This is a genomic window from Arcticibacterium sp. GJ41-1 (genome assembly GCF_055808875.1).
Window position 1 is genome coordinate 1,107,077 of the sequence record NZ_CM147888.1, and the last position, 25,898, is coordinate 1,132,974.

The following is a 25,898-nucleotide window of genomic DNA, read 5'->3' on the forward strand; positions in this document are numbered from 1 at the left end:
AACATATGAAAGTTTTTTCAGAAGCGGAGAAAGAGCGTATTACTACGGCTATTCATAATGCTGAATTGAAAACCTCCGGAGAGATTAAAGTGCATGTTGAAAACAATTGCCCTTTAGACTCTCCTGTAGAAAGAGCCAAGGAGGTTTTCTGTTTATTATCCTTGGATCATACGGCCTTAAGGAATGGCGTACTATTTTATCTTTCTATTTCGGATAGGCAGTTTGCTATTCTTGGAGACCAAGGTATCCATGAAAAAGTAGGGACAGGTTTCTGGGAAGAAGAAAAAGAATTAATGCTTGAATACCTTAAATCAGGAAATACCGTAGAAGGGCTCAGTTTAGCCATAGAAATGGCTGGTGAAGCTCTTAGAAAACACTTTCCTTATCAATCAGATGATGTCAACGAAATATCAAACGACATCTCTTTTGGCAATATTAAATGATTAAATCACAGAGAAAACTTAAAGTATTTATTAATGTAAGAGCAGCATTGCTGCTCTTAATGACCTTTGCTTTAGGTTTTAATCTAAAGGCACAGGATATACCTGCGGCTCCCAAGCCAGCTCGTTTGGTAAATGATTTTGTAGGTGTTTTGTCGAGTTCTGAAATCCAGAGTTTAGAACAAAAGCTGGTGAACTTTGATGATACCACGTCTAACCAAATAGCGGTGGTGGTAGTTAAAACCGTAGAACCTTATGACATGAACAGTTACGCTGTCAAGCTCGGAAGAGAATGGGGCGTAGGACATGACGGTAAAAACAATGGTATAGTTGTACTTTGGGCTACAGATGATAGAAAAATATACATAGCCTCTGGTTATGGCCTAGAAGGTGCTTTGCCTGATGCATACGCTAAAAGAACGGTTGATAGAGTTATTATACCTTATTTTAAAGAGTCAAGATTTTATGAAGGTTTAGATAAAGGAACCGATGCTATTATAAAATACACTTCTGGTGAGTTTGATGCAGAAGCAGACGAAGCAGGGGAGTTTCCTCTTTGGGCTTTCTTTCTGATGGTGGTAATTATTTTTATAGTAGTTTCTGCTATCTCAAAGGGTGGTAGAGGCGGCGGAGGTATGATGAGAGATGGTTCGGCAGGGCATTATACTACCTACACTGGTTGGGGACGTCAATCGGGCAATTGGTCTGGTGGAGGTTTCGGCGGTGGTTTTGGTGGTGGCGGTGGCGGCGGCTTCGGAGGTTTTGGTGGAGGTAGTTTTGGTGGCGGAGGTGCCGGCGGAAGTTATTAAGTCTAAAGATTAGTCATAAAAAAAGCTCGATGAATTTTATTCGTCGAGCTTTTTCATTTTAGAAAAGCCTATTTTTAATTGGCTTCAGGCAATTTGTAACTCTTAGGTTCCCAAATGTTATTCTTACCATTTACGTCTGGTAGTCTGTTATCAGGGTCAATAGTTACAGAGACAATAGGAGAAGTAGAATTGTATCTAAATTTCCATTCAGAACCTCTTTGCCAAATTTCAACAGGAAGTTCTACTCTTTCTGTATTTCCGTTTGATTCTACCACTTCAATGATGGCAGGCATAGGTAACTGCTCTTTGGTAGATATAGTAATGATACTACCATTAGCTGGCAATTGGTCAATATACATGACATCGTCCACCGCAAGGTCAATTTTCCAATCGTTTGCTATCCAGCCTTTCCAAAACCATCCTAAGTCTTCGCCAGCGGCGTCTTCCATAGTTTCATAGAAATCAAATGGCGTAGGGTGTTTAAATGCCCATCTGTTTACATATTCTTTAAAGGCATAATCAAATCTGTCTTCACCTAAAACTAACTCTCTTAGCAAGTCTAAACCTAAACCTGGCTTATAGTAAGCTGCCAAACCAAAGTTATTTGACTGAATTACTTCTGGAATATTTAAGATAGCATCTCTACCATACATGTAAGGTGCATACTGTCTTCTGTTTAATGGAGAATAAAACTCACCATCGTTAAATGCTTTGCTTGATAAGCCATTAATGAAAGTATTAAATCCTTCATCCATCCATGCATATTTTCTTTCATTAGAACCCACAATCATCGGGAACCAGTTATGGCCAAACTCATGGTCTGTAACGCCCCAAAGAGAAGCACCGCCATCATCTACACCACAGAAAACTATTCCTGGGTATTCCATTCCTGAAACCACACCAGCCACGTTGGTAGCTACTGGGTAAGTATATTCAAAGATATAATCAGAGTAAAATTCAACACTGGCTTTTACGTATTCTGTAGAACGTCCCCATTTGGCATTGCTACCTACTTCGGCAGGATAAACAGATTGAGCCAAAGCAGTTTTTCCACTTGGTAAATTGATTTTTGCTGCATCCCAAACAAAGCTTTTAGAACTAGCCCATGCTACGTCTCTAGTTTGGATACATTTAAATTTCCACGTCAATGTGCCGTCATTTTTAGGCCTGCTAGAAGCGTCGTTTACTTCGCCTGCAGTTCTAATCATAACAGTTTCGTCAGAGTTAGCTGCTTCTTTTAAACGGCTTATTTGTGTACTAGTTAATACTTCCGATGGATTCATTAGCTCACCAGAACCTACTACAATATGGTCAGAAGGAACAGTAATGTTATATTCAAAATCACCATATTCTAAATAAAACTCACCACCACCAATATAAGGCAACACATTCCAACCTTCTACATCGTCATAAACCGACATTTTTGGGTACCACTGGGCTAGCTCATAGATAACACCGTCCGCAGCTTCATGTTTTCCTAGTCTGTCAGAACCATAGCGAGGAATAGGAAAATCGTAATCCATAGAGATGGTTACTTTTTCACCTGTTCTTAATGGTTCACTCAGTCTGATTTGCATACGGGTGTCAGAAATATTGTGCGAAGCATAAGTACTAGACGTTATAGAGCGTCTTTTGCTCACCGGTACATCTTTAGTCGCTTTAACATTTGAAATGTTGTAACCACCTGCAAAACCCATATTACCATGACGGCCACCCTCTAGTGCGGTCGTTTTTCCTCCTCTTGACTCGTCATTGAAAAGGTTTTGCTCTAACTGAATCCACACGAATGGAAGTAAGTCCGGACTATTGTTAGTATAAGTAATGCTAACATTTCCTTCCACCTTATTTTCTTCAGGTTTAAGAGCCACATTTATAACATAATCGGCAGAGTTTTGCCAGTATTGTGGACCAGGAGCTCCTGTGGCACTTCTATAAACAGTACCTTGTCTGTAAGCAAATAAAGGGTCAAAAGCCTCTTTGTGGTCGTAGTTTGATTTTTGCTGTGCTGTTGAACTTGAAGCAAATCCAAAGCAACAAAGCATAGCAACTATTAAAGTCTTCTTCATTAAAATATTATTGTTTTTCGTTTCTGATGTTAAGTAAGTGACAAAGTCAGTTTAAAATCGCTGCAAATTAAAGAGAATTATCCGGCTTTTGGATGAGCAAGTTTATGGATGTCCTTTAATTTCTCTATAGAATTATGGGTGTAAATCTGTGTCGCAGATAAACTAGAGTGCCCTAGCAGCTCTTTTATGGCATTTAAATCTGCTCCCTGATTTAAGAGGTGTGTAGCAAAAGTATGCCTTAAAACGTGTGGACTTTTCTTAGTTTGGGTTGATACCAAGGTGAGGTATTTTTTGACTAATCGCTGCACAAAAACGGGGTAAAGCTTTTGGCCTTTGTTTGTCAAAAATAAATATTCAGAGCTTTGCTCAAATTCTGTAGCCCGTTTGCTTAGGTAAGAAGTGAGTTTAAGTCTCAACTTGCCTGAAATAGGAATAATGCGGTATTTATTTCTCTTTCCAAGTACGGAAAGCTTCGCATCAAAAAGGTCTAAGTCAGTTAGTTTGATATTGATAAGCTCTGTCAATCTTAGCCCTGTACCATAGAGTAGTTCAATAATCATTTGGTCTCTACTTCCGGCAAAATCATCTTTAAAGGTTATTTCTTCTAAAAGCTGATTCATTCCAGTTTCAGCTATAAAAACGGGTGGCTTAGATGGTGTTTTTAAAGATTGGATTTTTAAAGTAGGATTCTTAGTGATTTTCTTTTTACGGAGTAGGTAAGAAAAGAATGCTTTTAGAGTCGCAATTTTCCTATTAATACTAGTGTTGGCTAATTTTTGATTTGATAGTGACACTACCCAAGCTCTTATTTCTCTGAAGGTAGCTTCGGCAGGCTTGTCGGTTTCAAAATCTTTAAGAATGAATTGGCAAAACTGTTCAAGGTCTTTTTGATAAGCCAAAACAGTATTTGGGCTTAACCTTTTTTCGTTTTTGAGGTAGGATAAAAAAGAATCGACCATTTCTGAGAAAGCACTGATTAGTACAAATGTACCTTTTCAATAACTTATTTAACTCAAAAATGGTCGAAAATATTCTTTACAACGAAGGATTAATCATCCTGACCGCCGTAAGTTTTTTGAATATACTTAGCTTTAAGTACTTCAAAACGTCTATCAACAGATTTCTTAGTGAATTGCTTACGGCTACGTAATTCACGCAAAACACGGGTACGCTCAAATTTCTTCTTAAAGCGTTTTAAAGCTTTCTCTACTGATTCGTTTTCCTTAACTTTTATTTGTAGCATACTTTACACCTCCTTCTTTTTTCTTCTTTCGGGCTGCAAAGATAGAGTTATTTAAATGAGTATCTTAGAATCAGGGGTAAATATTCTAAAAATCCTTAAACCGTCCTCTGTTGCGATAAATCCAAGTAGCACAGCCAAGAAAAACAGCCATAAAGACATAATATAATCCTGTGATTCTTACTTCGTCACCAAAAATGCCTAGATCTACCACCAAAAAAATGATAATTAAAATGCAAGAGAAGACGATGGTGGCGAGCGAAAGTTTTTTTATTATGTCTTCCATGAAGGCATTAAATTTATTGATGCCCTCAAAACTACGTGGTTTTAATTAAATTTGCTTCCGAAAAACCAGAAACCCCCTACATTTAAATGAGCAAGATTGACGAATTTAGAGACTCCGTAAACCAAGGATATACATTTAAAGGAGATAGCATTTTATTAGGTGCCGCCAAGTTAAACGACGAGGTAGTGCCTAACACAGGTATAAAAATTCCTTTGAAAACACTTAATCGCCATGGTTTAATTGCAGGGGCTACAGGAACAGGTAAAACAAAAAGCTTACAGGTTTTGACCGAAGGTTTGAGCGAAAACTCTATTCCTGTTTTGCTTATGGATATAAAAGGAGATTTAAGTGGTTTGGCAGCTGCTGGAGAAACTAAAGATTTTATTCTGGCTAGAACAGACGCCGCAGGAATAGAATATAAACCTTCTGCTTTTCCTGTAGAATTATTAAGCTTAAGTGACGAAAAGGGAGTTAAACTAAGAGCTACAGTCTCTGAGTTTGGGCCTATTTTGTTAGGAAAAGTTTTAGGACTAAATGATACCCAAGAGGGAATTGTTTCAGCGATATTCAAATATTGTGACGATGAGGGTTTAGCCCTTTTAGACTTAAAGGATTTTATAAAAGTGCTTCAATACCTCACGGACGAAGGGAAAGACGAGTTTGAGGAAGACTACGGTAAAATATCAACCACTTCTTTAGGAACTATCATGCGTAAGGTGATAGAGCTGCAGCAGCAAGGTGCCGACCAATTTTTTGGTGAAACCAGCTTTGATGTGGATGACTTGATGAAGATTGATGAGAAGGGAAGAGGTGTGATTTCAGTATTGAAGGTAACTGATTTGCTAGATAGACCTAAGTTGTTTTCAACATTTATGTTGAGTCTTTTGGCAGAACTTTATGCAGGCTTGCCAGAGGCAGGAGATGAGGACAGACCTAAGTTGGTCATATTTATTGATGAAGCTCATTTGGTTTTTCAGGAGGCATCTAAAGCTTTATTACAGCAAATTGAGACTGTTATCAAATTGATACGTTCAAAAGGGGTAGGGATATATTTTTGTACGCAAAACCCTCAAGACATTCCAGCTCCTGTATTGAGTCAATTAGGGTTAAAAATACAACACGCTTTAAGAGCATTTACAGCAAGCGATAGAAGGAAAATCAAAGAAGCTGCGGATAACTATCCATTAACAGACTTTTTTGATACAGAAGAAACTTTGACTTCCATGGGAATAGGGGAGGCTTTGGTGACTGCTCTTGATGAAAAAGGTAGACCAACCCCTTTAGCCATAACTTATATGTGTCCGCCTAGAAGCCGCATGGACGTTTTGACCGAAGGTGAAATTGATGACATTGTTGACAATTCTAAATTGGTTAAGAAATATAATAAGGACATTGACAGAGAAAGTGCTTATGAAATTTTGAGTGTCAAAATTGAGAAGGCGGCGGAAGAGGCAGAGGCGGCACCAAAGCCTAAAAGAGGAAGACCAAAGAAAGAAAAATCTACCATGGAGACTATTTTAGGTAGTTCGGCTGCGAGACAAATGGGAAGAACTGCTGCCAATCTTTTGACAAGAACGCTTTTGGGAGCATTGGGAGTAAGTACCAGAAAGAAAAATTGGTTCTAAATCAATAATTATAAGCTTTTATTTAAAAGCTAAAACTTGACAATATGCTCATAGGGATAGGTGGTGTTAGCCGTTCGGGGAAAAGTACCTTGGCGAATTTACTGGTGACTTACTTTAGGAAAAATGGTAAGAAGGCCATCATTTTTCACCAAGATGACTTTGTTTTCCCGGAAACCGAAATTCCGAAAGTACGTGATAAAACAGACTGGGAGTCGCCTAGCTCTATTGACCATGCACTACTCTTTGAGTTGGTAGAAGAGTTTAATGCCCGTTTTGATGTGGTGATAGTAGACGGTCTTTTCGCTTTTTATGACCAAAACTTAAACGACCTCTATGATAAAAGGTTGTTCATCAAAATATCAAGAAGAAGTTTTTTTATTAGAAAAGTGGCAGATAATAGATGGGGATACATTCCAACTTGGTTTGTAGACCATATTTGGAAATCTTTTCTGAAATACGGAAATGATAAAACTATCAAAGGAGATTATATCACGGTGTCTGGCGAAGACGAGTTTGATATGGAAAAGGTTAGAAAGTATTTGGACTAAGGAGTTCAAGATTAAGATTTTATAAAAAATTGGTTCCTGGCTTACTTTAAAAGAAGCGGAACCCTTTAATCAAAATAGAGAAAATGACCATAATAGACGGTAAAGTAATTTCGGCTCAGGTAAAAGCAGAGCTTAAAATTGAGGTAGATAAAATTAAAGAAGCGGGTGGTAGCGTTCCGCATTTGGCTGCTGTTCTGATTGGAGATAATGGAGCCAGCGAGTCTTATGTAGCTAGTAAAATCAAATCTTGTGAGCAAATTGGTTTTAAATCAACTTTGGTAAGAAGAGATGCAAGTGCTACCGAGGAGGAGGTTTTAGAGATTATTGACGAGTTAAATAAAGACGAAGATATCAATGGTTTTATAGTGCAGTTGCCTTTGCCAGACCATATCAATGTTGATAAAATTATTGAAGCCATTGACCCTAAAAAGGATGTGGATGGTTTTCACCCGATAAATATTGGCCGTATGGCTAAAGGGCTTCCTGCATATGTTTCTGCTACGCCTTATGGTGTTTTAGAACTTATGAAGCGTTATGATATTGAAACTTCAGGAAAGCACTGTGTGGTGGTAGGAAGAAGTCAAATAGTAGGATTGCCGATGAGTATTTTGATGCAAAGAAATGCTTATCCAGGAAACTGTACGGTTACTTTAACGCATAGCAGAACCCAGAATCTTAAAGAAATTACACTTCAAGCCGATATTTTGGTAGTGGCTCTTGGCCGCCCAGAATTCATTACTGCAGACATGGTAAAGCTAGGTGCAGTGGTGATAGATGTAGGACTTACACGCGTAGAAGATGCTTCTAAAAAGCGTGGTTTTGCACTAAAAGGCGATGTGAAGTTTGACGAAGTATCTGAAAAAGCAAGTTTCATTACACCAGTGCCAGGTGGCGTAGGCCTTATGACAGTAGCTTCATTGATGTATAATACGCTTTTGGCTTCTAAGGGGGAGATATATGGGTAGGCTTTATTCTATCATTTTCTTCTCATTTTTGACGATTATTTGCAATGGTCAAGAACCAGTTTTTAGCAAATATAAACCAAATTTGGAAGCCTTTGATTTTCGTGGAAATCCCATAGAAAATGATTCAATGGGAAGATTTTTTATGAATTTTCATGTTGGGTTTGAAGAGTTAGATTTTTGGTCAGGGAAACCTACTTATTCCTGTCACGCAATTTATTTAGCCGATTCTTCATGGTTAAGTCCTTTAAGAAATATAAATGAGCAAATTGAGTTTTTTCAAACAGAGTTTGATTTAGTCGAACTTTTGATGGTTAAGCTTAAAAAAGAACAAGAGTTTCAATATAAAATACTTAACCGACCACGACTTGCCAAAATTGATAGAAAAGTGGAAGAATATGGGAAGGAAATTCAATCTCAGTTATATCAATTACGTAGGGAAAGCGATTTTGGTCGTAATGTCGAAGTAACACGTATTTGGTCAGTAAGAATTAAGAATGAGTTGATTAAAGAAGATGTATTTAAGTTTTAAAAGAATAATTTGTTTTATAAAGCCTTTTAATACACACGTGTAAAATCCTAGGAACTTGCACGTGTTCTTTTTTTGTTCTAGCTTTAGATATAAAATCATTATCAAAATGAGCAGCACTAAACTTACATTGACAATAAAAGACCCAAGTATTATTGAGGCCGCAAAGGTCTATGCTAAAGAACATGGTAGAAGTCTTTCTAGCATGGTAGAAAATTATTTGGCGTCATTTACTACGGATAAAAAAGAGGAAGAATATGAGATATCTCCAGTGATAAAATCAATTACAGGACTAGGGAAGGTACCAGCAGATTGGGATTCTAAAAAGGCTTTAATGGAAGCATTAGAAGAAAAGTACCTCTAAAATGAAGCACATTTTAATTGATTCAGATGTAATTTTAGATGTCCTGTTTGAGCGAGAACCTTTTGTTAAAGAAGCACAAATAATCCTTTCAGAATGTTTAAAGGAAAAAATTAAGGGGTATGTTACTTTAATAACCTTAGCAAACATTAACTACATGGCCACTAAAGTGATTGGTGCTCAAAACGCCCTTAACTTTATAAAAGAAATAGAACGATTTTTGCACGTTTTGCCGGCGAATAATAAAATTGCACAAGAAGCATTGTACTCTAATTTTAAAGATTTCGAGGACGCTTTACAAAACTTTTCAGCTGTCTTTAATAACGACGTGAATTATATTATCACTCGAAATACGAAGGATTATAAAAATAGTGACTTAAATGTTTTAACCCCCTCCGAGTTCCTAAAACTTAATCCTTAGCCATCACCACCTCATCCTTCTGATAGCCATAAGCTAACCTAAGAGGAGCCGTGTGAGCATTATCGCCCATTGAAACATCAATATCGTCCATGTTAAACTGACTTGGGTGTTCGTAACCACAGGCATGAGTTATTTCCATGATTTCTTTTGTCAGGTTCTTCATATAATTGGCAAAGCGTACACTTTTTAAAGCTGGGTCTAGACCAGCTTCTAACCATTTATTATTGGTCGCAATTCCCGTAGGGCATCTGTTGGTATGGCATACTTGAGCCTGTATACAGCCAATAGACATTAATGCCTCACGTGCTACATTAATAATATCAACACCCATAGAAAGAGCCATGATAGCACTTTCAGGCATACCTAACTTTCCAGAACCTATAAAAGTGATTCTATGTGTAAGTCCGTAACGCTGAAAGACTTTGTAGACAGAAGAAAAAGCATAAACCCATGGTAAGGATACATGGTCGGCAAAAGACGGCGGAGCAGCTCCTGTTCCCCCTTCACCGCCATCTATGGTGATAAAATCTGGGCCAAAACCTGTGTCTTTCATCATAATGGCTAGCTCTTCCCACATTTCTAGTTTACCTACCGCAGCTTTGATTCCCACGGGCAAGCCTGTGTGCTTAGCTATGGTTTCAATGAAATCTACCATTTCAGGAATATTGCTAAAAGCAGAATGAGAAGCAGGAGAAAGCACGGCTTCACCTACTTTTACATGTCTTATTTCCGCTAATTCCTTTGTGATTTTTGAGCCAGGAAGTACACCACCTTTACCAGGTTTAGCTCCTTGAGAAAGCTTGACTTCAATCATCTTGATATTAGGATTTGCCTTAACTAAGGCTACCATTTTATCTAAATCAAAGTTTCCGTCATGGTCTCTTACGCCAAAGTAACCTGTACCAAAATGAAAGCAAACATCCGAACCAAATTTATGATAAGGCGAAAGTCCACCTTCACCTGTGTTATGATAGCAGCCAAACTGATTAGCCCCTTGATTAAGAGCAGAAACGGCTGCGGCAGAAAGTGAACCATAACTCATTGCCGAGATATTAATAATAGATTTAGGTCTATATGGTTTTTCTCTGTGAGCACCCATTATTTTGGCCGACGGGCAGGGCTTGTCAAAAGATTCGTTTGGGTCTGTTTTTAGGGGCATTAAAGCTGGCTTTATGAAAATGTAGCCTGCTTCATGGATGTCTTGGTCGGTTCCAAAACCTTGGTAGTGATTTTCTTTTTTTGAAGATGCATATACCCAAGACCTTTGCCTTCTATTAAATGGGAGTTCTTCTCTATTATTAGCTACAATGTATTGTCTAAGTTCTGGTCCAATACTTTCTAAAAGGTATCTGATATGACCTATTAAAGGGAAATTATGGACAATGGTATGCCTTTTTTGAATTATGTCTCTAATAATGATAGTGACAATAATAAGGACTAAATATACCCACCAAGGTAATGATGTGATGAAGTTCATTGAGATTAGAAGTTTAGTGTCACAAAGCTATTAAAAAAGCTCGTCTCTTTTCAGAAACGAGCTTTTTCATGATGAGTTTATAGCGAATAATATTATTGCTGCTCAATCACTTCACTCAAATGTTCCCAAAATTCAGGATAAGATTTAACTACTACCTCAGGTTCTTCAATAACCACATCAATCAACATAGCTAATGGAGCAAAAGCCATGGCCATTCTGTGGTCTTCGTATGTTTCAAAAACTGGAGCTTCCGTTATACTTGTGATGTTTGGATTTCCCTTTACTTCATAAAGATGATTTGTTTCAACTTCTACCAAGTCACCGCCAATCTTTTTAAGCTCATTTTGAAGAGCCAAAACACGGTCTGTTTCTTTGATTTTTAAGCTCTCTATTCCAGTATATTTAGCTGGAATATTTTTAGCAGCACATATGACCGCTACGGTTTGTGTTAAGTCAGGACAATTTGCAAAATCCCATTCTAAACTTTCAGCATCGGGAATTTTGGTCAAAAGAACGCCATTTTCTGTAAACGTACTTTCTACACCTAAAAACTTCATGATGTCTACTATAGCACTATCACCTTGAAGTGAATTTTCTTTTAATCCTAAAAGTTCAATTTTAGTATCAGCAAACCTTGATAGAGCCACCACACTGTACCAATAACTAGCACCAGACCAGTCTGATTCTATTTTGTAGCTAATTGGCGTGTATTTTTGAGGGGCTACAGAAAGCGTTTTAGCATCCCAATCTGCTTTAACAGATACACCAAAAGAGGCCATTAACTGAATAGTCATGGTGATGTAAGGGATAGAACCAATTTCACCAGTAAGGTTAATTTTTAAGCCTTTAGGTAAAGTAGGGGCAATCATCAAAAGAGCCGAGATGTACTGGCTACTTACGTCACCTCTAATACTTACGGTATCGGCAGTTTGGTTTTCAAAGCCTTTTATTTGATGTGGCGGATAGCCGTCATTTTTTTGATATTCTATTTCTACACCTATCGTTCGGAGGGCGTCTACCAAAATACCAATTGGTCGCTCTTGCATTCTTGGCGTACCTGTCATCAGCTTTTTAACTCCTTTAGAAGAGAAATAAGCTGTCAGAAAACGCATGGTAGTTCCAGCATCCAAAACATCGGCAGTATCCGAGTCTTCTTTAAGAAGACGAATCATGGTTTGCGTGTCTCTAGCAGAAGCAAGGTTCTCAAGGTCGCCTTTAAAATCACAGAGTGCGTTGATAATTAACGCTCTGTTACTTTCTGATTTAGACGAAGCCAAAGGTATTTTGCCTTGGTAACTATGCGTATTTTTTTTGAGAAGAATGCTTTCCATGAACTGCCTTTTAAATTTTGAGTGGCAAAGATAAAAGCAATGACTTAAAATATAATAAAAATATGGCTTTTGTCCTCGGTGTATTTGTCAATATTGAAAAACACGAAGCCTTCTTTTCTCATTAAACCTATACTTATTGAAAAACTTTTTCCTATTAGCTACCAATATTCTAGCAGCTTCAATTCCTGCTATGTAGTAAATGGTATTGATGTTTTCCCAGGGTTTTCTTTTGAAGTAAATCCAGTCTAGAGCCAGTGGAAGCAGCGTTACCGGCGATAATTTATAGTTTAAACCCTTCTGAATAGAACGCTTATAAAAGAGCTGTATGTCTTTCAAGTAAAACATCCGAAGCTCATACCGCTGCATGGTATTGTCAAAGTAAGTTAGTGAAAGGGTACTGTCTGTAAGCCTTGTAAGGTTTCCTTTAAACGGAACATCGTCAATGGTGAGCAAAGCTATTTCTTGGTCAAGAAATATTTTCTTTCTCTTTGTAGAGCCTATTTTTTCTATCACCAGATACTTCTCGTGATTTTGCATCGCCTCAAATTCCTCTGGATTATTTTTCCTTAAAATCTCTTCTACACTTTCCGCATCACGCATGTGCGGGTCTTGAGCATAGCTTTTAACTATAATCAGAAAGAAGAAAGCAAAAAATAGATGTTTATACATAACCGAATTAAGCTTTATCAGAAAACGAAACGCCACCAGATACTATAACTTTCATGGCTTCGGCACTTGATAAGTCCAGCATTTTTATACTTGTTTTTGGCACAATAAACATATCGCCCGAGATAGCATAACTATGCGGACAGTATACGGAGACCATATCAGCTTCGCCAATTTGCTCTAAACTGTCTTGGGTCAAAAAACCTAGTTTGTTCACACTGTTTTCTTTATTCAATGTTACCAAAACTGGATGTTTGAATTTTTTTTTGTCACCTACAAAAGCCGAAATCAAATCTTTAAAAGCCGAATAGAAAATCTTAACTACCGGTAAGTTTTTAATAGCATTTTCTACCCAGTTTTGAAGAGTGCTAGGCAGTAAGCGGGTAAAGACGAAACCAATTAAGGCCGTACCTCCCACCACTATCAAAAAACCTAAACCCGGAATTACGTATTCTTGGCTTTGGTTATCTGCCGCAAAACGAATTCTTGCTAAACTATCTACAAAATCAAAAGCACTGTAAAGTAAAAGGAGCGTAAAACCAACGGGAGCCACAAAAAGCAGCCCTCGCATAAAGTAGTTTAATAGGTGTTTTAAAATTCGCTCCATAGCTTATAGGTTAAGCACTTGTTTGTCTTTAGGATATTTTACGGTGTATTTAAGGTCAAGTTTACGACTTTGAGTGGCTGGAATATTAAGCTCCCAAGTAACTTTTCCTTTTTCCGAGTCTAATATACCACCACTTAGCTCTTCTATTTCTACTTCAATGTCGGAATTTTGAGAAACAGGTAATTGGTCTTCCACCAAAATATTAATAGCCTCGTTTTTCAGATTTCTTAAAGTTACCTCATAACCAAAACTTTCTTTCACATTAGACCCAAAGGTTTTTCTCGACTTATAGTTTTTAATGGCCTCTCGTTTTACTTCCACGCGTTCGTCTCTACCTAAGCTAATTTTTAATTTATCTTCCACACCTGCCGTGCGTAAATAAGAATCACCTACAAAAGTGCCTTCTAAATAAATCTTGGCCGGAGCCGACATTAAATTATACTTTTCCCAGTCCAAAACTTCGGCTACCAGAAAGCCATTGGTGTCAAACTTAGGAACTACGTAAGTGGTATATTTAGCAGGAAGGTTTAAATCTTGAATTTCTACAGTTTCTAAACTTCCAGTATTGATGGTATACGGAATACTGATGTCAAACTGGGTGTTTAGCATGTTTTCAGATACTTCTACATAGTTTCCTGCAGAAACCATATCAGCAGATTCTTCTGCCATCATTAAAGCTCCATCATTCATAGAACTTTTACGCATAGCCGCTGGAGCAGGAGGCCTGTTCTCGTAAAAATTAAGGTATTGCGGATAAAGCTCTGGCTTTACAGTTCTACTATTCACCTGAGCGGTAGATAAACTTAGAGAAGCATTATTCCAGTTTACACCGGTATTTTGAAAAACCTCAGCTTTATATTTAAGGTTGACAGGGCTTTCTGTATTTGCCACTCTAATATCATAATTTGGTCTCCAACCCGTGCCGTAAACCAAGTATTTTAGGTCAAGATTTGCCACTGTAGCTTTATTCGCTTTTACTGTAAGTATTATTTTACCAAGCGGCAGTTTTCTAGACGGGTCTGTTTTTATTTGATTTTCAATACCAGTTTTTTTAGCCTCCAAAGCTTTCTTTTTAGCTTTCAATTCTAATTTTTGAGTGCCGATGTCGGTCAATTTCTTTTTGAAGTATTTACTCATCGTCTCTAAATCGTCAGCAAACAAATCATCCGTGTCACTTTTGATTTTGGTGTTATCCATGACCATTTCTTCTTCATTCTTATTGACATCTAAGAGCATTTCTGTTTTGTCAATTTCAGATTGAAGCATTTCTAAAGAATCTTCAAGGTTTTGTATTCTTTTGGAGATAAAGTCTTTCTCGAAGTTGACTGCGAGCAGTATAAAATCTCCTTTCCCACCTACTTGAATGCTGTTCGCATCAATGGTAGAAGCCAAATCAGAGATAATGATTTTAGAAAGACCACTTTTCAAATTTGCAGTAACATTAGAGCTAATTTGAGCTCTATTTGTGAAAACGGTAATGTGTTTGATATCGGCATTAGTTTCCACGTTTTGTGCAAAGGAAACGAGCGATATGAAAAGTATTAAAACTGTGCTTAAGGACTTCATTATGTTGTTTTAGTTTTTTGAATGAAAGCTATCTTATTCTAAGAATAGAATAAATAGGGATTTGGTTCTAAAAACGCTTTTTTTTCGATTTTAGCGTCACCTAAAACTGATAATTGATAAATTCGCAGCTTCATAAGCCCAATATTAGCATGTTTGACCATAAAGAAATTAGAAAATTTACTGAAACTGTTTTCATGGCCATTGGCTGTTCAGAAAAAGACGCGAAGCTTTCTGCTGATGTCTTGATTTCTGCCGACCTAAATGGTGTAGATTCTCACGGTGTGGCTCGTTTGGCGGGTTATGTAAGGCTGTTTGACCATGGTAGGTTAAATCCTAAACCAAATATTAAGATAATTCATGAGACACCTTCTACCGCAACAGTAGATGGCGATAAAGGTCTTGGTTTGGTGGTAGCACCATTTGCCATGAATGTCGCTAAAGAAAAGGCTGAAAAAGTGGGTAGTGGCTGGGTTTCGGTTCAAAATTCAAATCATTTTGGGATAGCGGGTTATCACTCTTCTTTGGCTTTAGAAAAAGACATGATAGGCTGGGCTATGACTAATGCAGCCCCACTGGTAGTTCCTACTTTTTCTAAAGAGAAACTTTTAGGTACTAATCCTATTTCGGTGGCCATACCGGCCAATAAACAACCAGCATTTTTAGCTGATTTTGCATCTACGGCGGTGGCATATGGTAAAATGGAGATTCTTCAAAGGCAAGGGAAACCGGCTCCTATGGGTTGGGTGCAGGACTCAGAAGGAAAACTGACTGATAATAATAATGCAGTGAAAGAAGGTGGAGGTTTATTGCCTCTTGGTGGCGATAGAGAGCATGGAAGCCATAAAGGATACGGTTTAGGGTCAATAGTTGATATATTTTCTGGTGTACTTTCAGGGGCAAATTTTGGGCCTTGGGTACCGCCATTTGCTACGGCTGGTTTTCACGGAGTAGCTGCCGAACAAGTAGGAAAAGGAACAGGTCACTTTTTAGGAGCCATGCGAATTGATGGTTTCAGGCCGGCCTCAGACTTTAAAGAGCACATGGATATTTGGATAAACAGATTCCGCTCAGCACCTGCTATAGACGGAGAAAAAGTTCAAATCCCAGGAGACCAAGAGCGTAATTTTAGAGCAGAACGACTTCAAACAGGATTACCACTTAATGATAAAGTGGTGGAAAGTTTAGAGGAGCTTGGTCAGCGATTTGGGATTAAGTTTTAATCCAACCTCACAAAATTCAAATAATCAAAATTCATTTGACCCGTGGAGACTGTTCTAAGCGTAAGGATTTGTGTTCCTTTTTTGAGCTCCATTAGAGAAATACTCTTAATATAATTCCAGTGATGCCACTGTCGCCATTCTATGGAATCGGCTTGAGCATAAGTGCTAGGAATATTGATAATGCCAGATTTATTAATACCATTTATCGCTAAAGAAATCTCTGCATTTTGATTAGCGGTGTACATGAGTCCTATTTGATAAAGCCCCTTTCTCTTAACATCTATGGTGTAATTTGTCCATTCTCCCGCTTCTGTCCAACCTACATAAAGTTGTTTCATTTTTGGTTTTACCAAATTATGCGGGTTGTCGTCAATACCGCCAGCTTTGGTGTATGAAATGTCCACGGCTTCGTCTATTCTAAATTCATTGAGGTAAGTGCCATCTTTTGGGTTGAGTCCGCCGCTACCAGAGTTAGAGTGGTCGGTGTCATAATAGGCTACGTTTGCTCCTCCATTATCATAATACTCGCATTGAACTTTCCCCGGGATACTTTGAACGCCAGTCAAATATTGAGAATCGGAGTAAGGTGTTCCTTGATAGCTTCGCAAATACTTTTTAGAGCAGCTGGTAAATAAGCAAAGACAAAGAATACTTAGGGAGAGCGTTTTCATAGGTTCTTTAAAAGTACAGATGTAAAAGTAGTGAAACCGAAATGAGGGAAACGAGGTTTTTAATTAAAGGACCTTTGCCATCTCAAAATGTTTCATGCCTACTTCTTCAAAAGCAGGTTTGGGAGTTTTGGTATAGCCCAGCTTTACGTAAAAATCAGCAGCATAATGGCGAGCATGCAGTTTTATTTCTTTTACACCATTTTCTTTGGCGTAAACCTCTAAAGCATTTACCAGTTTTCTGCCAATCTGTTTTCCTTGGATTTCTGGATTGACCGCCATTTGTCGGAGTTTGCCAACCTGACCTTCTATTTTCAAAACCACTACGCCCACTACGGCAGTATCTAAAAGAGCTACAAAATGAATTTGATTAACTTCATCACTCAAATCATCATTTTCTATTTTAAGATTAATGGGTTTTCTTAAAATTTCATCTCTAAGTTTTAGTTCTGCTTTATAAAGCGGACTGTCAGAATTGATGATTTGTATTGTTACGCTTTCCATTTGAATATTATTTTCTATAAAACAAAAGTTCCTTTATGATTTCAATTTTCAAAGAAGTCTTACGTCTTTTGTCGTAAATCTTTTATCAATAAACAAAAATGAAAGTAAACGTAGGTTTGGTGCAGATGAGTTGTGTTTCTGATGTGGAAACCAATATCCAAAAAGCAATAGAGAAAACAAGAGAAGCTGCCGCAAAGGGTGCGAATATAGTTTGTCTTCAAGAGCTTTTTACTTCCCTATATTTTTGTGATGTAGAGACTCCTGAAAATTTCAATTTGGCGGAAGCCATTCCAGGTCCTACTACGGAACGTTTTCAGGCTGTAGCCAAAGAACTGAATATCGTAATCATAGCTTCGCTTTTTGAGAAAAGAGCAAAAGGTCTTTATCATAACACCACTGCGGTTATTGATGCCGATGGTGAATATTTGGGTAAATACCGTAAAATGCACATTCCAGACGACCCCGGATATTACGAGAAATACTATTTCACTCCGGGCGATTTAGGTTATAAAGTTTGGGACACCAAATTTGGTAGAATAGGCGTATTAATTTGCTGGGATCAATGGTACCCAGAAGCTGCTAGAATTACTTCATTAATGGGTGCTGAGATTTTGTTTTATCCTACGGCAATAGGCTGGGATACCACAGAGAAAAGCGAAGTCATTAATAAAGAACAATATGAGGCGTGGCAAACTATTCAAAGAAGTCATGCGATAGCAAACGGTGTTCATGTAGTTTCTGTCAACAGAGTAGGACAAGAGGCCGAGCAGCAGTTTTGGGGCGGTTCTTTTGTAGCTAACCCACACGGAAGATTGCTTTATTTAGCTTCGCATGATAAAGAGGAAGTACATGTTCAGGAAATAGACTCTGAAGTTACCGAGTATTACCGCACCACCTGGCCATACCTTAGAGATAGACGCATAGATAGCTATAAGCCTATCACTAAGAGGTATATTGATTAGGAAAAAGAGAAATTTCTCAGAGCGAGGATGGGTGAAAGTGAAAGGAGAATCTGCAGTGTACAGGTTCTCCTTTTTTTTAAGAACGCTCTCCAAAAATAGGACTAGGAGAGTATTTTAATTTGAAAGGCACAATGGTGTGCTTCTTAATATGTTCAACAGCTTCTTCAATATCGTCTGTAACCAAAAACATGTCTTTGTCTTTTGGCGAAATGGTTTTTTCTTCAATCATCTTTTCAACATGCATTGCTATATGCTCATGAAACTCCGTGCCAAAAACTACTATCGGAAACTCTTTGATTTTTCCTGTTTGAATGAGGGTCATTGATTCAAAGAACTCATCAAGCGTACCAAAGCCGCCAGGGCAAATTACAAAGGCATAAGAGTATTTGATAAGCAATGTTTTTCTTACAAAAAAGTACTTTAAATCTACCCACTTATCTAAGTAAGGATTTGGGTATTGCTCGTGAGGAAGAATGATATTAATCCCTACCGATTTACCACCAACGTCTTTTGCTCCTCTGTTGGCGGCTTCCATAATTCCTGGTCCGCCACCGGTCAAAATAGTGAAACCAGTTTTGGCTATTTCACCAGATAGTTTTCTGGCTTTTATATAGTGTTCGTTATCCTCTTTAAATCTGGCAGAGCCAAAAACGGTTACCGCAGGCCCTATAAAGTGGAGGTTTCTAAATCCTTTGATAAACTCTGCAAAGACCTCAAAGGCCATCTTAAATTCGGCCCATCTAGACTTTGGACCTTCTAAAAACTTAATTTCTGATTCTTTCATTTAGGTTATTTTGTGCTAAACGCAATACGTATGAATTTGGATAAGTATAACTCCTTTTCGCTAATATTAATTCACTTTAAAGACCGCTGTTTGCTCTTTTCCGGCATTCTCTGTGTTTGGAAAAGGGTTGACGGTCACTAATGTAATGGTTTGATTCTCTATGTTTAGCTCTTGTGGTATTCCAGTCTCTTGGTCGCATTGTAAACACAATTGTTGGTTACTATATGGCTTTTGATTTATAAGGAGGTCAAAAGTTACAACAGCCTCTCCCGCCCATACGCAAACTACATTTTCAGGACATCTGCTGTCCTCTATTTTTTGAAATTTTGATAGAATTGGTTTTACCGTTTACTGTAAATTCATGCGTGCTATTTTCTGTGATTTCAATTTCCTGATTTGGTTCTATATTCTTGGTGGAGGTACAGGCAGTAAGAAGTATGAATAGACCGAAATACTTTTTCATAAGTTTATTAGTTTATGTATTGAAAACGGTTTTCTAGCATGGTAAATTATATGAATTAAGGCTAATCAATTTTCATTCCGTGCTATTTGGATTAGTTTTGCTTTTCGCACTATAAAGTATCCTATGACTTCGTTTACCGAAGAAAATTATCTTAAAGCTATCTACCATTTATCTGAGCAGAAAAATGGACAGCCTGTTAGTACCAATGAATTAGCAGAAGTGACACAAACGCGTGCCGCATCCGTTACCGACATGGTCAAAAAACTGGCTGAGAAAGGCTTTGTGAATTATAAAAAGTATCAAGGCGTAAACCTTACTAAAGAAGGTAAGCAAATAGCTCTGAGGGTTATAAGAAAGCATAGACTTTGGGAAGTTTTTTTAGTGGAGAAACTGGGCTTCAAATGGGATGAGATTCATGATTTGGCAGAGCAGTTAGAGCACATCAAGTCAACAGAATTAACCGACCGGCTAGATAACTTTTTAGGCTTTCCTAAGTTTGACCCACACGGTGACCCTATTCCAGACGATGAAGGTAACTTGCCTGTTTCTCAAACACACAAACTCTCTGAAGTAGAAAAAGGTAAAAGCTTGATAATTATGGGAGTTTCGGAAGATTCAGCTCCTTTCTTACAGCATCTTGATAAGCTAGGCCTAAAGCTGGGCTTAAAGATAGAAGTTATTGAGGTTAGTGACTTTGATAAGTCTTTAGAGATTGAAATTGAAGAAGGTCAAACGCTAAGAATTAGTGCAGAAGTATCAAAGAACATACAGGTTATAATAAAGTAACAGTTGAAAATTTTAGATAAATATTTGATCAAAAAGTTCTTAAGCACTTATGTGTTTTCGGTTTTGATCATTGTGCTAATTGTTCTTGTGATTGATTATGGTGATCATAATGATGATTTTGTTAGGAGCGAAGCTCCCGGCGGGAAAGTCTTTTTCGATTACTACTTGAACTTAGCACCTTATTGGGCAAACTACATTAGCCCTTTAATGATATTTATTTCTACCGTTTTTTTTACGGCAAAAATGGCTGCTCATACCGAAATTGTAGCCATGCTTACTGCTGGAATTAGCTTTAGAAGATTAATGATTCCGTATATTATAGGAGCATTTATTGTAGGGTTGTTTTCTTTTTTTATGATGGGTTGGGTTTTGCCAAAGGCCAATGCCACCAGAATAGCTTTTGAAAACGAATACCTGCATGAGCGTTTTTTCTTTTCTGACCGAGATTTTCATCTCACGGTAGCTCCAGATACCTATGTTTATTTTTCGAGTTATAATAATCAATCTAAAACGGCTTTCGATTTTACCATTGAAAAGTTTGACGGAAACGAACTTGTAGAAAAACTTTCTGCCAGAAGAGCCATGTGGGTAGATACCCTAGAGCAGTGGCGAATCTATGATTATAAAATCAGGGAGCTGGGTATTATGAAAGATAATATCATAGTGAATCGGAGCCACACTGATTCCACCATAAGTATGTTTCCAAAAGACTTTGAGAGTAATCAAAGCATTCAAGAGACCTATACTATTGACGATCTTCAAGAGCAAATTGAATTATTAGAAAGTAGGGGCTCTGAAGGGATAGAACCCTTTCAAATTGAGCTATATCAAAGATTTGCTACGCCTTTTGCCGCCATTATATTATCGCTAATGGGTTTAATAGTTTCGGCTAGGAAACGGCGTGGAGGAGTAGGATTGCAAATTGCAATAGGCTTTGTCTTGGCTTTTGTATACATACTGTTTTACATTATGTCAAAAGGAATAGCCGAATCTGGCAATATGGATCCACTTTTGGCGGTATGGCTTCCAAATATTGTGTTTAGCGTTATAGCATTTGTGATGTATTTCACGGTACCAAGGTAACTTATTGTCAAAGTTTTGACAGCCCGTTTCTAAGCTTAAATAAGGATTTATCCCTATTTTTGCGGCACGTTTAAGGAAAACAAAAATCAATGAAAAAAGTAGTACTGGCTTATAGCGGAGGATTAGATACCTCGTTTTGTGTAAAATACTTAGGTGAAGAGAAAGGTATGGAGGTGCACTCTGTACTGGTGGACACAGGTGGCTTTTCGGATGAAGAGATTGCCGATATTGAAAAGAAAGCCTACGAATTAGGTGTAAAGAGCCATCATACGTCTCGTGTAGCCGATAAGTACTATCAAGACTGTATCAAGTATTTGGTTTTTGGAAACGTGCTTAAAAACAATACGTACCCACTTTCTGTAAGTGCGGAGCGTATTTTTCAAGCGGTTGCAGTAGCAGAATATGCAAAGAGTATTGACGCCACAGCCATAGCTCACGGTAGTACGGGAGCAGGAAACGACCAAGTTAGATTTGATATGGCATTTAGAACAATCGTTCCAAATGCAGAAATAATTACACCTATTAGAGATATGAAACTTTCGCGTGAAGCGGAAATAGATTTCTTGAAGTCAAAAGGAGTAGTGAGAGAGTGGCATAAGTCTACATATTCTATCAACCAAGGTCTTTGGGGTACTTCAGTAGGAGGTAAGGAAACGTTAAACTCTTATGATAATTTACCAGAAAGTGCCTTTCCAAATCCAAGAACGGAGTCTGGCGAGAAAGAAATCAAGCTGAGCTTTGTCAAAGGAGAATTGAAAGGCGTAGACGGAGAGGCTTTTGAAAACCCTGTAGACGCTATCAGAAAATTGCATTTATTGGCAACGCCTTACGGAATTGGTAGAGATATGCATGTGGGCGATACCATTATAGGTATCAAAGGCAGAGTAGGTTTTGAAGCAGCAGCTCCATTAATTACTATTAAAGCTCACCATCTGTTAGAAAAACATGTATTGACCAAATGGCAACAATACTGGAAGCAAAACCAAGCAGAGTGGTACGGAATTCAGCTGCATGAAGGTCAGTTTAATGACCCTGTAATGAGAGATATGGAGGCGTTCTTTGAGTCGACCCAAGCACATGTAACTGGTGATGTTAGAGTTAAATTAGCTCCTTACAGATTTGAATTATTAGGAATAAAATCAGACTACGATTTAATGTCTGACGTATTTGGTAGCTACGGAGAAATGAACAATGCATGGTCTGGAGACGATGTTAGAGGCTTTTCTAAGATTGCTTCTAACCAAGTAATGATTTACGAAACAGTGAAAGAAAGAGCGGCTAAGAAATAAGTTGTTCTAGTTAGATATTTTCAAAGAGCGAGGTGCATGATGTCCCTCGCTCTTTTTATTTTAAATTCTTTTTCAAAAAGTTAACACCATTTTGCCACATAATACCTTCAATGTCACTTTCAGAAAATCCTCTTTTGGCTAAAGCAGGAATGAAATTTTGAAGATTGGCAATACTTTGAATTTCTATAGGTGTTTGTTCTGTCCCAAAAGCACCATCAAGGTCAGAACCAATCATGATGTTTTTTGTACTTCCTGCTAGTTCGGCTATGTGGTGTACATGGTTAATAACGCTATCAATGTTTACACCCATACTTTCTGGCGTGCTTTCGCCACGAACCCAGCCTGGCACCACCATCCAAGCATCTAAAGCCATTCCTATCACAGCATCTCTTTCTAAAAGTAGTCCTATCATCTCGTCGCTTAATTGACGGTTATGAGGGCTAAGGCTTCGGCATAAATGATGACTTGCCCATACAGTACCATTGAAAATGTCAAGAGCTTGGTAAAAGCATTTGTCAGAAAGGTGTGTTACATCGAGAATGATTCCTAATTCTTCAATTTTCTTCAAAAGGTCCTTGCCTTTTTGTGGTAAATCTCCTTCTGAATCTGTTCCAAAAGCATGAACTCCTGGTCCGTAATGAGAAAGACCAATAGCTCTTAAGCCTTGGGCATGAAGTTTCTCTAAATGATGAACATCAATAATGGAATCAGCACCTTCTAGTGAAAGCACATAGCCAATAGGTGATTTGTCTTTTTCCCAGTGAAGAATATGCTCAATAAGGTCTTTTTGATTTAAAATAGGCTTTAAATGACCCGTGTTTTCCATGGTTTTGTACCACGCTAATTGACCTTGAATTTGAGCCCAAGCTTGCTCTTGGCTAAACCAGCCAGGTATTTCTGAGTCTGGTTTTACATACCGAGCTATCAGTGTACCCACTGCTAGTGCTATATTTCCCTTATGCATTTCAGGAAAAGAAACCGTGGCTTTGGCTCGGTCTGGTTTGTCTGTCATGCCATATTCTCTAGCATTAAGCTCCGCAAGCGGAAGCCTTAAATCTCTATTCCATTCCATGGCATTCATGGATAAATCAAGATGAGCATCAAATACAAGCATATTATAAGTTTATTTTTTTTAAATAGGCAGGGCCACCAAGTTGACGAATTTGCCTTTCAATATGGGCGGTTCTTTTGTTTACATAAGAGCCTGAATTTACTGCTTTCCATTTTCTTGGACTAGGCAATATAGCGGCAATTCGTGCAGCTCTGTTTCGGTTGAGTTTAGCCGCAGGAGTTTTGAAATACCTTTTTGCCGCAGCTTCTGCACCAAAAGTTTGGGGACCCATTTCGGATACATTAAGGTAAACCTCAAGTATCCTTTTTTTGCCCCAAATTAGTTCAATCAAGAATGTGAAATAGGTTTCAAGACCTTTTCTTACCCAGCTGCGTCCTTGCCAAAGAAAAACGTTTTTTGCAGTTTGCTGAGAAATAGTACTGCCACCTCTTAACTTTTCAGTTTTCTGATTCGCCTTTATGGCTTTTTTGATTGACTTAAAGTCAAAGCCGTGATGTTCAGGGAAAAGCTGGTCTTCGGCGGCTACCACGGCAATAGGCATTTCGGGAGAAATATTTTCAATAGGCTCCCAGTTATAATGTAATTCCCCCCCTTTAACCCATTCCCCTAACATGGTTAAGGTAATAGGAACCGGAACAAATTTAAAGACAAGAACTAATCCTATGCTAATAGAGAAAAAGTAAATAGTAGACTTAAGAAGAAACTTATTTAGCCTAATTTTTATCTTTTTAGTTCTTTTCATTTATCAAGAATAGTATGCCCTAGTTTATCTCTTTTTGTTTTTAAATATGCTTCATTATGCACGTTAGGAGCTATTTCTACAGGAATTGATTCTACTATTTCAAGTCCGTATCCCATAAGACCAGCTCTCTTTTTAGGATTGTTAGATATCAATCTGATTTTTGAAATATCAAGGTCACGTAAAATTTGGGCACCTACGCCATAATCTCTTTGGTCAGGTTTAAATCCTAAATCTTCGTTAGCTTCTACGGTGTCTCTACCTTGCTCTTGAAGTTTGTATGCTTTTAACTTATTTAAAAGACCAATTCCTCTGCCTTCCTGATTCATGTAAAGAACCAAGCCTTTTCCTTCTTTTTCCACCATTTGCATGGCTGCATGAAGTTGAGCTCCACAATCACATCTACACGAGCCAAAAATGTCTCCTGTTACACAAGAAGAATGTACTCTTACCATAACTGGTTCGCCCTCTTCCCAGGTTCCTTTTTTTAACGCCAAATGAAGTTGATTGTTGTCTGTTTGGCGATAGGCCAATAAATCAAAATTACCCCATTCAGTTGGCATTGCTACGCCTATTTCTCTTTCAATCAAGCTTTCATTGCTTAACCTGTATTCTATCATATCTTTGATAGAAACCAGCTTTAAGTCAAACTTGTCGGCTAATGTTCTTAAATCAGGAAGTCTTGACATACTACCATCCTCATTAAGGATTTCTATCAGTACACCAGCAGGTTTTAGCCCAGCCATTACAGCAAGGTCAATAGCTGCTTCTGTATGTCCAGCTCTTCTTAATACGCCACCTTTAGCAGCTCTTAATGGAAAGATGTGACCTGGTCTACCTAATTCAGAAGGTTTAGTTTTTTCGTCGGCTAAAGCAAAAATAGTTTTTGACCTATCCGAAGCTGAAATACCAGTGGTACACCCGTAGCCTAGTAAGTCAACAGAAACGGTAAATGGCGTTTCATGTGATGCGGTATTTTTACCCACCATCATCTCTAAGCCTAGCTCTTCACATCTTTCTTTGGTAAGTGGAGCACACATAAGTCCTCTACCTTCTTTCACCATAAAGTTGACTAATTCTGGCGTGATTTTCTCTGCCGCACATATAAAGTCACCTTCGTTTTCTCTATCCTCGTCGTCCACCACTATTACCACTTTGCCTAAGGCTATGTCATTAATGGCTTCTTCTATACTATCTAATTTGATTTTCGTCATGAAGCTAATTGCTTGTAAATAATTCTTGCAAAGATATGTTACTTTTTTAAAGGGGCTTTCGTCTTATGGAAGAAGAAACAAAATAATTGACATCTAAATTCAATTTAAAATGTAATCGACTGACATCTAATCATTTTTAAGTTTTAGTGGCAAAGAATCCCGAATTTTACATTATCTTAT

Annotated in this window: 29 protein-coding genes; 13 read left to right on the forward strand and 16 right to left on the reverse strand. The window is 37.9% G+C overall.

What is annotated here, in order from left to right; all coding sequences use genetic code 11:
* The first annotated feature begins 5 nt into the window (after window positions 1-5).
* Window positions 6-443: a TPM domain-containing protein gene (locus tag AC0L6O_RS04330; RefSeq protein WP_473306597.1), complete on the forward strand. Its 438-nt coding sequence runs from the start codon at window positions 6-8 to the stop codon at window positions 441-443.
* Window positions 440-1,249 carry a TPM domain-containing protein gene (locus AC0L6O_RS04335; RefSeq protein WP_473306599.1) on the forward strand — a complete coding sequence of 270 codons (810 nt, stop codon included), beginning with the start codon at window positions 440-442 and terminating at the stop codon, window positions 1,247-1,249. Before AC0L6O_RS04330 ends, AC0L6O_RS04335 begins: the two co-directional genes overlap by 4 nt.
* 74 nt (window positions 1,250-1,323) lie before the next feature.
* Here the strand turns inward: AC0L6O_RS04335 and AC0L6O_RS04340 are convergent, their stop codons facing one another.
* From AC0L6O_RS04340 to AC0L6O_RS04355, 4 genes are all read right to left on the reverse strand, one after another.
* Window positions 1,324-3,315 (reverse strand): M1 family metallopeptidase, encoded by a 1,992-nt coding sequence (locus tag AC0L6O_RS04340; protein ID WP_473306600.1) that lies wholly within the window; start codon window positions 3,313-3,315, stop codon window positions 1,324-1,326.
* A 77-nt stretch (window positions 3,316-3,392) separates the two neighbouring features.
* Window positions 3,393-4,274 (reverse strand): tyrosine-type recombinase/integrase, encoded by an 882-nt coding sequence (locus AC0L6O_RS04345; RefSeq protein WP_473306601.1) that lies wholly within the window; start codon window positions 4,272-4,274, stop codon window positions 3,393-3,395.
* A gap of 89 nt (window positions 4,275-4,363) precedes the next feature.
* Window positions 4,364-4,558, reverse strand: a complete 195-nt coding sequence (rpsU, locus tag AC0L6O_RS04350) for a 30S ribosomal protein S21 (RefSeq protein WP_341228352.1) — start codon at window positions 4,556-4,558, stop codon at window positions 4,364-4,366.
* Between the two features lie 85 nt (window positions 4,559-4,643).
* On the reverse strand, window positions 4,644-4,841 hold the full coding sequence (locus tag AC0L6O_RS04355; protein ID WP_473306603.1) for a hypothetical protein: 198 nt from the start codon (window positions 4,839-4,841) through the stop codon (window positions 4,644-4,646).
* A gap of 86 nt (window positions 4,842-4,927) precedes the next feature.
* Between AC0L6O_RS04355 and AC0L6O_RS04360 the strand changes: the two genes are divergently transcribed.
* The 6 genes from AC0L6O_RS04360 (at window position 4,928) to AC0L6O_RS04385 (ending at window position 9,287) form a co-directional block, all read left to right on the forward strand.
* Window positions 4,928-6,466 carry a helicase HerA-like domain-containing protein gene (locus tag AC0L6O_RS04360; protein ID WP_473306604.1) on the forward strand — a complete coding sequence of 513 codons (1,539 nt, stop codon included), beginning with the start codon at window positions 4,928-4,930 and terminating at the stop codon, window positions 6,464-6,466.
* Between the two features lie 44 nt (window positions 6,467-6,510).
* Window positions 6,511-7,014, forward strand: a complete 504-nt coding sequence (locus AC0L6O_RS04365; RefSeq protein WP_473306606.1) for a uridine kinase family protein — start codon at window positions 6,511-6,513, stop codon at window positions 7,012-7,014.
* An 83-nt stretch (window positions 7,015-7,097) separates the two neighbouring features.
* Window positions 7,098-7,979, forward strand: coding sequence for a bifunctional 5,10-methylenetetrahydrofolate dehydrogenase/5,10-methenyltetrahydrofolate cyclohydrolase (locus tag AC0L6O_RS04370; protein ID WP_473306608.1), 882 nt, complete (start codon window positions 7,098-7,100; stop codon window positions 7,977-7,979).
* Window positions 7,972-8,508: a hypothetical protein gene (locus AC0L6O_RS04375; protein ID WP_473306609.1), complete on the forward strand. Its 537-nt coding sequence runs from the start codon at window positions 7,972-7,974 to the stop codon at window positions 8,506-8,508. Before AC0L6O_RS04370 ends, AC0L6O_RS04375 begins: the two co-directional genes overlap by 8 nt.
* Before the next feature lie 106 nt (window positions 8,509-8,614).
* Window positions 8,615-8,869, forward strand: a complete 255-nt coding sequence (locus AC0L6O_RS04380) for a DUF6364 family protein (protein WP_473306610.1) — start codon at window positions 8,615-8,617, stop codon at window positions 8,867-8,869.
* A gap of 1 nt (window position 8,870) precedes the next feature.
* Window positions 8,871-9,287 (forward strand): type II toxin-antitoxin system VapC family toxin, encoded by a 417-nt coding sequence (locus AC0L6O_RS04385; protein ID WP_473306612.1) that lies wholly within the window; start codon window positions 8,871-8,873, stop codon window positions 9,285-9,287.
* Here the strand turns inward: AC0L6O_RS04385 and AC0L6O_RS04390 are convergent.
* The 5 genes from AC0L6O_RS04390 to AC0L6O_RS04410 form a co-directional block, all read right to left on the reverse strand.
* Window positions 9,277-10,764, reverse strand: a complete 1,488-nt coding sequence (locus tag AC0L6O_RS04390; RefSeq protein WP_473306613.1) for an FMN-binding glutamate synthase family protein — start codon at window positions 10,762-10,764, stop codon at window positions 9,277-9,279. The two genes, AC0L6O_RS04385 and AC0L6O_RS04390, sit on opposite strands and share 11 nt — an antisense overlap.
* A gap of 92 nt (window positions 10,765-10,856) precedes the next feature.
* Entirely contained in the window at window positions 10,857-12,095 is a 1,239-nt protein-coding gene (locus tag AC0L6O_RS04395; RefSeq protein WP_473306614.1) for a 3-phosphoshikimate 1-carboxyvinyltransferase, read from the reverse strand.
* Between the two features lie 87 nt (window positions 12,096-12,182).
* The gene (locus AC0L6O_RS04400; RefSeq protein WP_473306615.1) at window positions 12,183-12,764 is read right to left on the reverse strand and encodes a hypothetical protein; all 582 of its coding nucleotides are present in this window, start codon (window positions 12,762-12,764) and stop codon (window positions 12,183-12,185) included.
* Between the two features lie 7 nt (window positions 12,765-12,771).
* The gene (locus AC0L6O_RS04405; protein ID WP_473306617.1) at window positions 12,772-13,368 is read right to left on the reverse strand and encodes a DUF502 domain-containing protein; all 597 of its coding nucleotides are present in this window, start codon (window positions 13,366-13,368) and stop codon (window positions 12,772-12,774) included.
* Between the two features lie 3 nt (window positions 13,369-13,371).
* Window positions 13,372-14,934 carry a DUF4139 domain-containing protein gene (locus AC0L6O_RS04410; protein ID WP_473306618.1) on the reverse strand — a complete coding sequence of 521 codons (1,563 nt, stop codon included), beginning with the start codon at window positions 14,932-14,934 and terminating at the stop codon, window positions 13,372-13,374.
* A gap of 149 nt (window positions 14,935-15,083) precedes the next feature.
* On the opposite strand from AC0L6O_RS04410, the gene AC0L6O_RS04415 reads away from it, so the two are divergent.
* Window positions 15,084-16,154 carry an Ldh family oxidoreductase gene (locus AC0L6O_RS04415; protein ID WP_473308496.1) on the forward strand — a complete coding sequence of 357 codons (1,071 nt, stop codon included), beginning with the start codon at window positions 15,084-15,086 and terminating at the stop codon, window positions 16,152-16,154.
* Here the strand turns inward: AC0L6O_RS04415 and AC0L6O_RS04420 are convergent.
* Window positions 16,151-16,825, reverse strand: a complete 675-nt coding sequence (locus tag AC0L6O_RS04420; RefSeq protein ID WP_473306619.1) for a carbohydrate-binding protein — start codon at window positions 16,823-16,825, stop codon at window positions 16,151-16,153. The genes AC0L6O_RS04415 and AC0L6O_RS04420 overlap by 4 nt on opposite strands.
* 63 nt (window positions 16,826-16,888) lie before the next feature.
* Window positions 16,889-17,326 carry a GNAT family N-acetyltransferase gene (locus AC0L6O_RS04425; protein WP_473306621.1) on the reverse strand — a complete coding sequence of 146 codons (438 nt, stop codon included), beginning with the start codon at window positions 17,324-17,326 and terminating at the stop codon, window positions 16,889-16,891.
* A gap of 98 nt (window positions 17,327-17,424) precedes the next feature.
* Between AC0L6O_RS04425 and AC0L6O_RS04430 the strand changes: the two genes are divergently transcribed.
* The gene (locus AC0L6O_RS04430) at window positions 17,425-18,288 is read left to right on the forward strand and encodes a carbon-nitrogen hydrolase (protein WP_111369778.1); all 864 of its coding nucleotides are present in this window, start codon (window positions 17,425-17,427) and stop codon (window positions 18,286-18,288) included.
* 76 nt (window positions 18,289-18,364) lie between these two features.
* On the opposite strand, the gene AC0L6O_RS04435 is transcribed toward AC0L6O_RS04430, so the two are convergent.
* Together AC0L6O_RS04435 and AC0L6O_RS04440 are read right to left on the reverse strand one after the other, a co-directional pair.
* Complete coding sequence (locus AC0L6O_RS04435; protein ID WP_473306623.1) at window positions 18,365-19,072, reverse strand: LOG family protein; 708 nt, start codon at window positions 19,070-19,072, stop codon at window positions 18,365-18,367.
* A gap of 292 nt (window positions 19,073-19,364) precedes the next feature.
* The gene (locus tag AC0L6O_RS04440) at window positions 19,365-19,535 is read right to left on the reverse strand and encodes a hypothetical protein (RefSeq protein ID WP_473306625.1); all 171 of its coding nucleotides are present in this window, start codon (window positions 19,533-19,535) and stop codon (window positions 19,365-19,367) included.
* Between the two features lie 123 nt (window positions 19,536-19,658).
* Here AC0L6O_RS04440 and AC0L6O_RS04445 point away from each other — a divergent pair, with 123 nt between their 5' ends.
* From AC0L6O_RS04445 to AC0L6O_RS04455, 3 genes are all read left to right on the forward strand, one after another.
* A complete protein-coding gene (locus tag AC0L6O_RS04445) occupies window positions 19,659-20,321 on the forward strand; it encodes a metal-dependent transcriptional regulator (protein WP_473306626.1) in 663 nt (220 codons plus the stop codon).
* 3 nt (window positions 20,322-20,324) lie between these two features.
* Window positions 20,325-21,404 carry an LptF/LptG family permease gene (locus AC0L6O_RS04450; protein WP_473306627.1) on the forward strand — a complete coding sequence of 360 codons (1,080 nt, stop codon included), beginning with the start codon at window positions 20,325-20,327 and terminating at the stop codon, window positions 21,402-21,404.
* An 89-nt stretch (window positions 21,405-21,493) separates the two neighbouring features.
* On the forward strand, window positions 21,494-22,693 hold the full coding sequence (locus AC0L6O_RS04455; RefSeq protein WP_473306629.1) for an argininosuccinate synthase: 1,200 nt from the start codon (window positions 21,494-21,496) through the stop codon (window positions 22,691-22,693).
* Between the two features lie 55 nt (window positions 22,694-22,748).
* Here the strand turns inward: AC0L6O_RS04455 and AC0L6O_RS04460 are convergent, their stop codons facing one another.
* Genes AC0L6O_RS04460 through AC0L6O_RS04470 form a run of 3 tightly spaced genes read right to left on the reverse strand, consistent with a single transcriptional unit; the run spans window position 22,749 to window position 25,718 of the window.
* Window positions 22,749-23,807, reverse strand: coding sequence for a dipeptidase (locus tag AC0L6O_RS04460; RefSeq protein WP_473306630.1), 1,059 nt, complete (start codon window positions 23,805-23,807; stop codon window positions 22,749-22,751).
* A gap of 1 nt (window position 23,808) precedes the next feature.
* Window positions 23,809-24,507, reverse strand: a complete 699-nt coding sequence (gene mtgA / locus AC0L6O_RS04465) for a monofunctional biosynthetic peptidoglycan transglycosylase (protein WP_473306631.1) — start codon at window positions 24,505-24,507, stop codon at window positions 23,809-23,811.
* Window positions 24,504-25,718, reverse strand: coding sequence for a bifunctional 3,4-dihydroxy-2-butanone-4-phosphate synthase/GTP cyclohydrolase II (locus AC0L6O_RS04470; RefSeq protein ID WP_473306632.1), 1,215 nt, complete (start codon window positions 25,716-25,718; stop codon window positions 24,504-24,506). The genes mtgA and AC0L6O_RS04470 overlap by 4 nt, the downstream gene beginning before the upstream one ends.
* Between the last annotated feature and the right edge of the window lie 180 nt (window positions 25,719-25,898).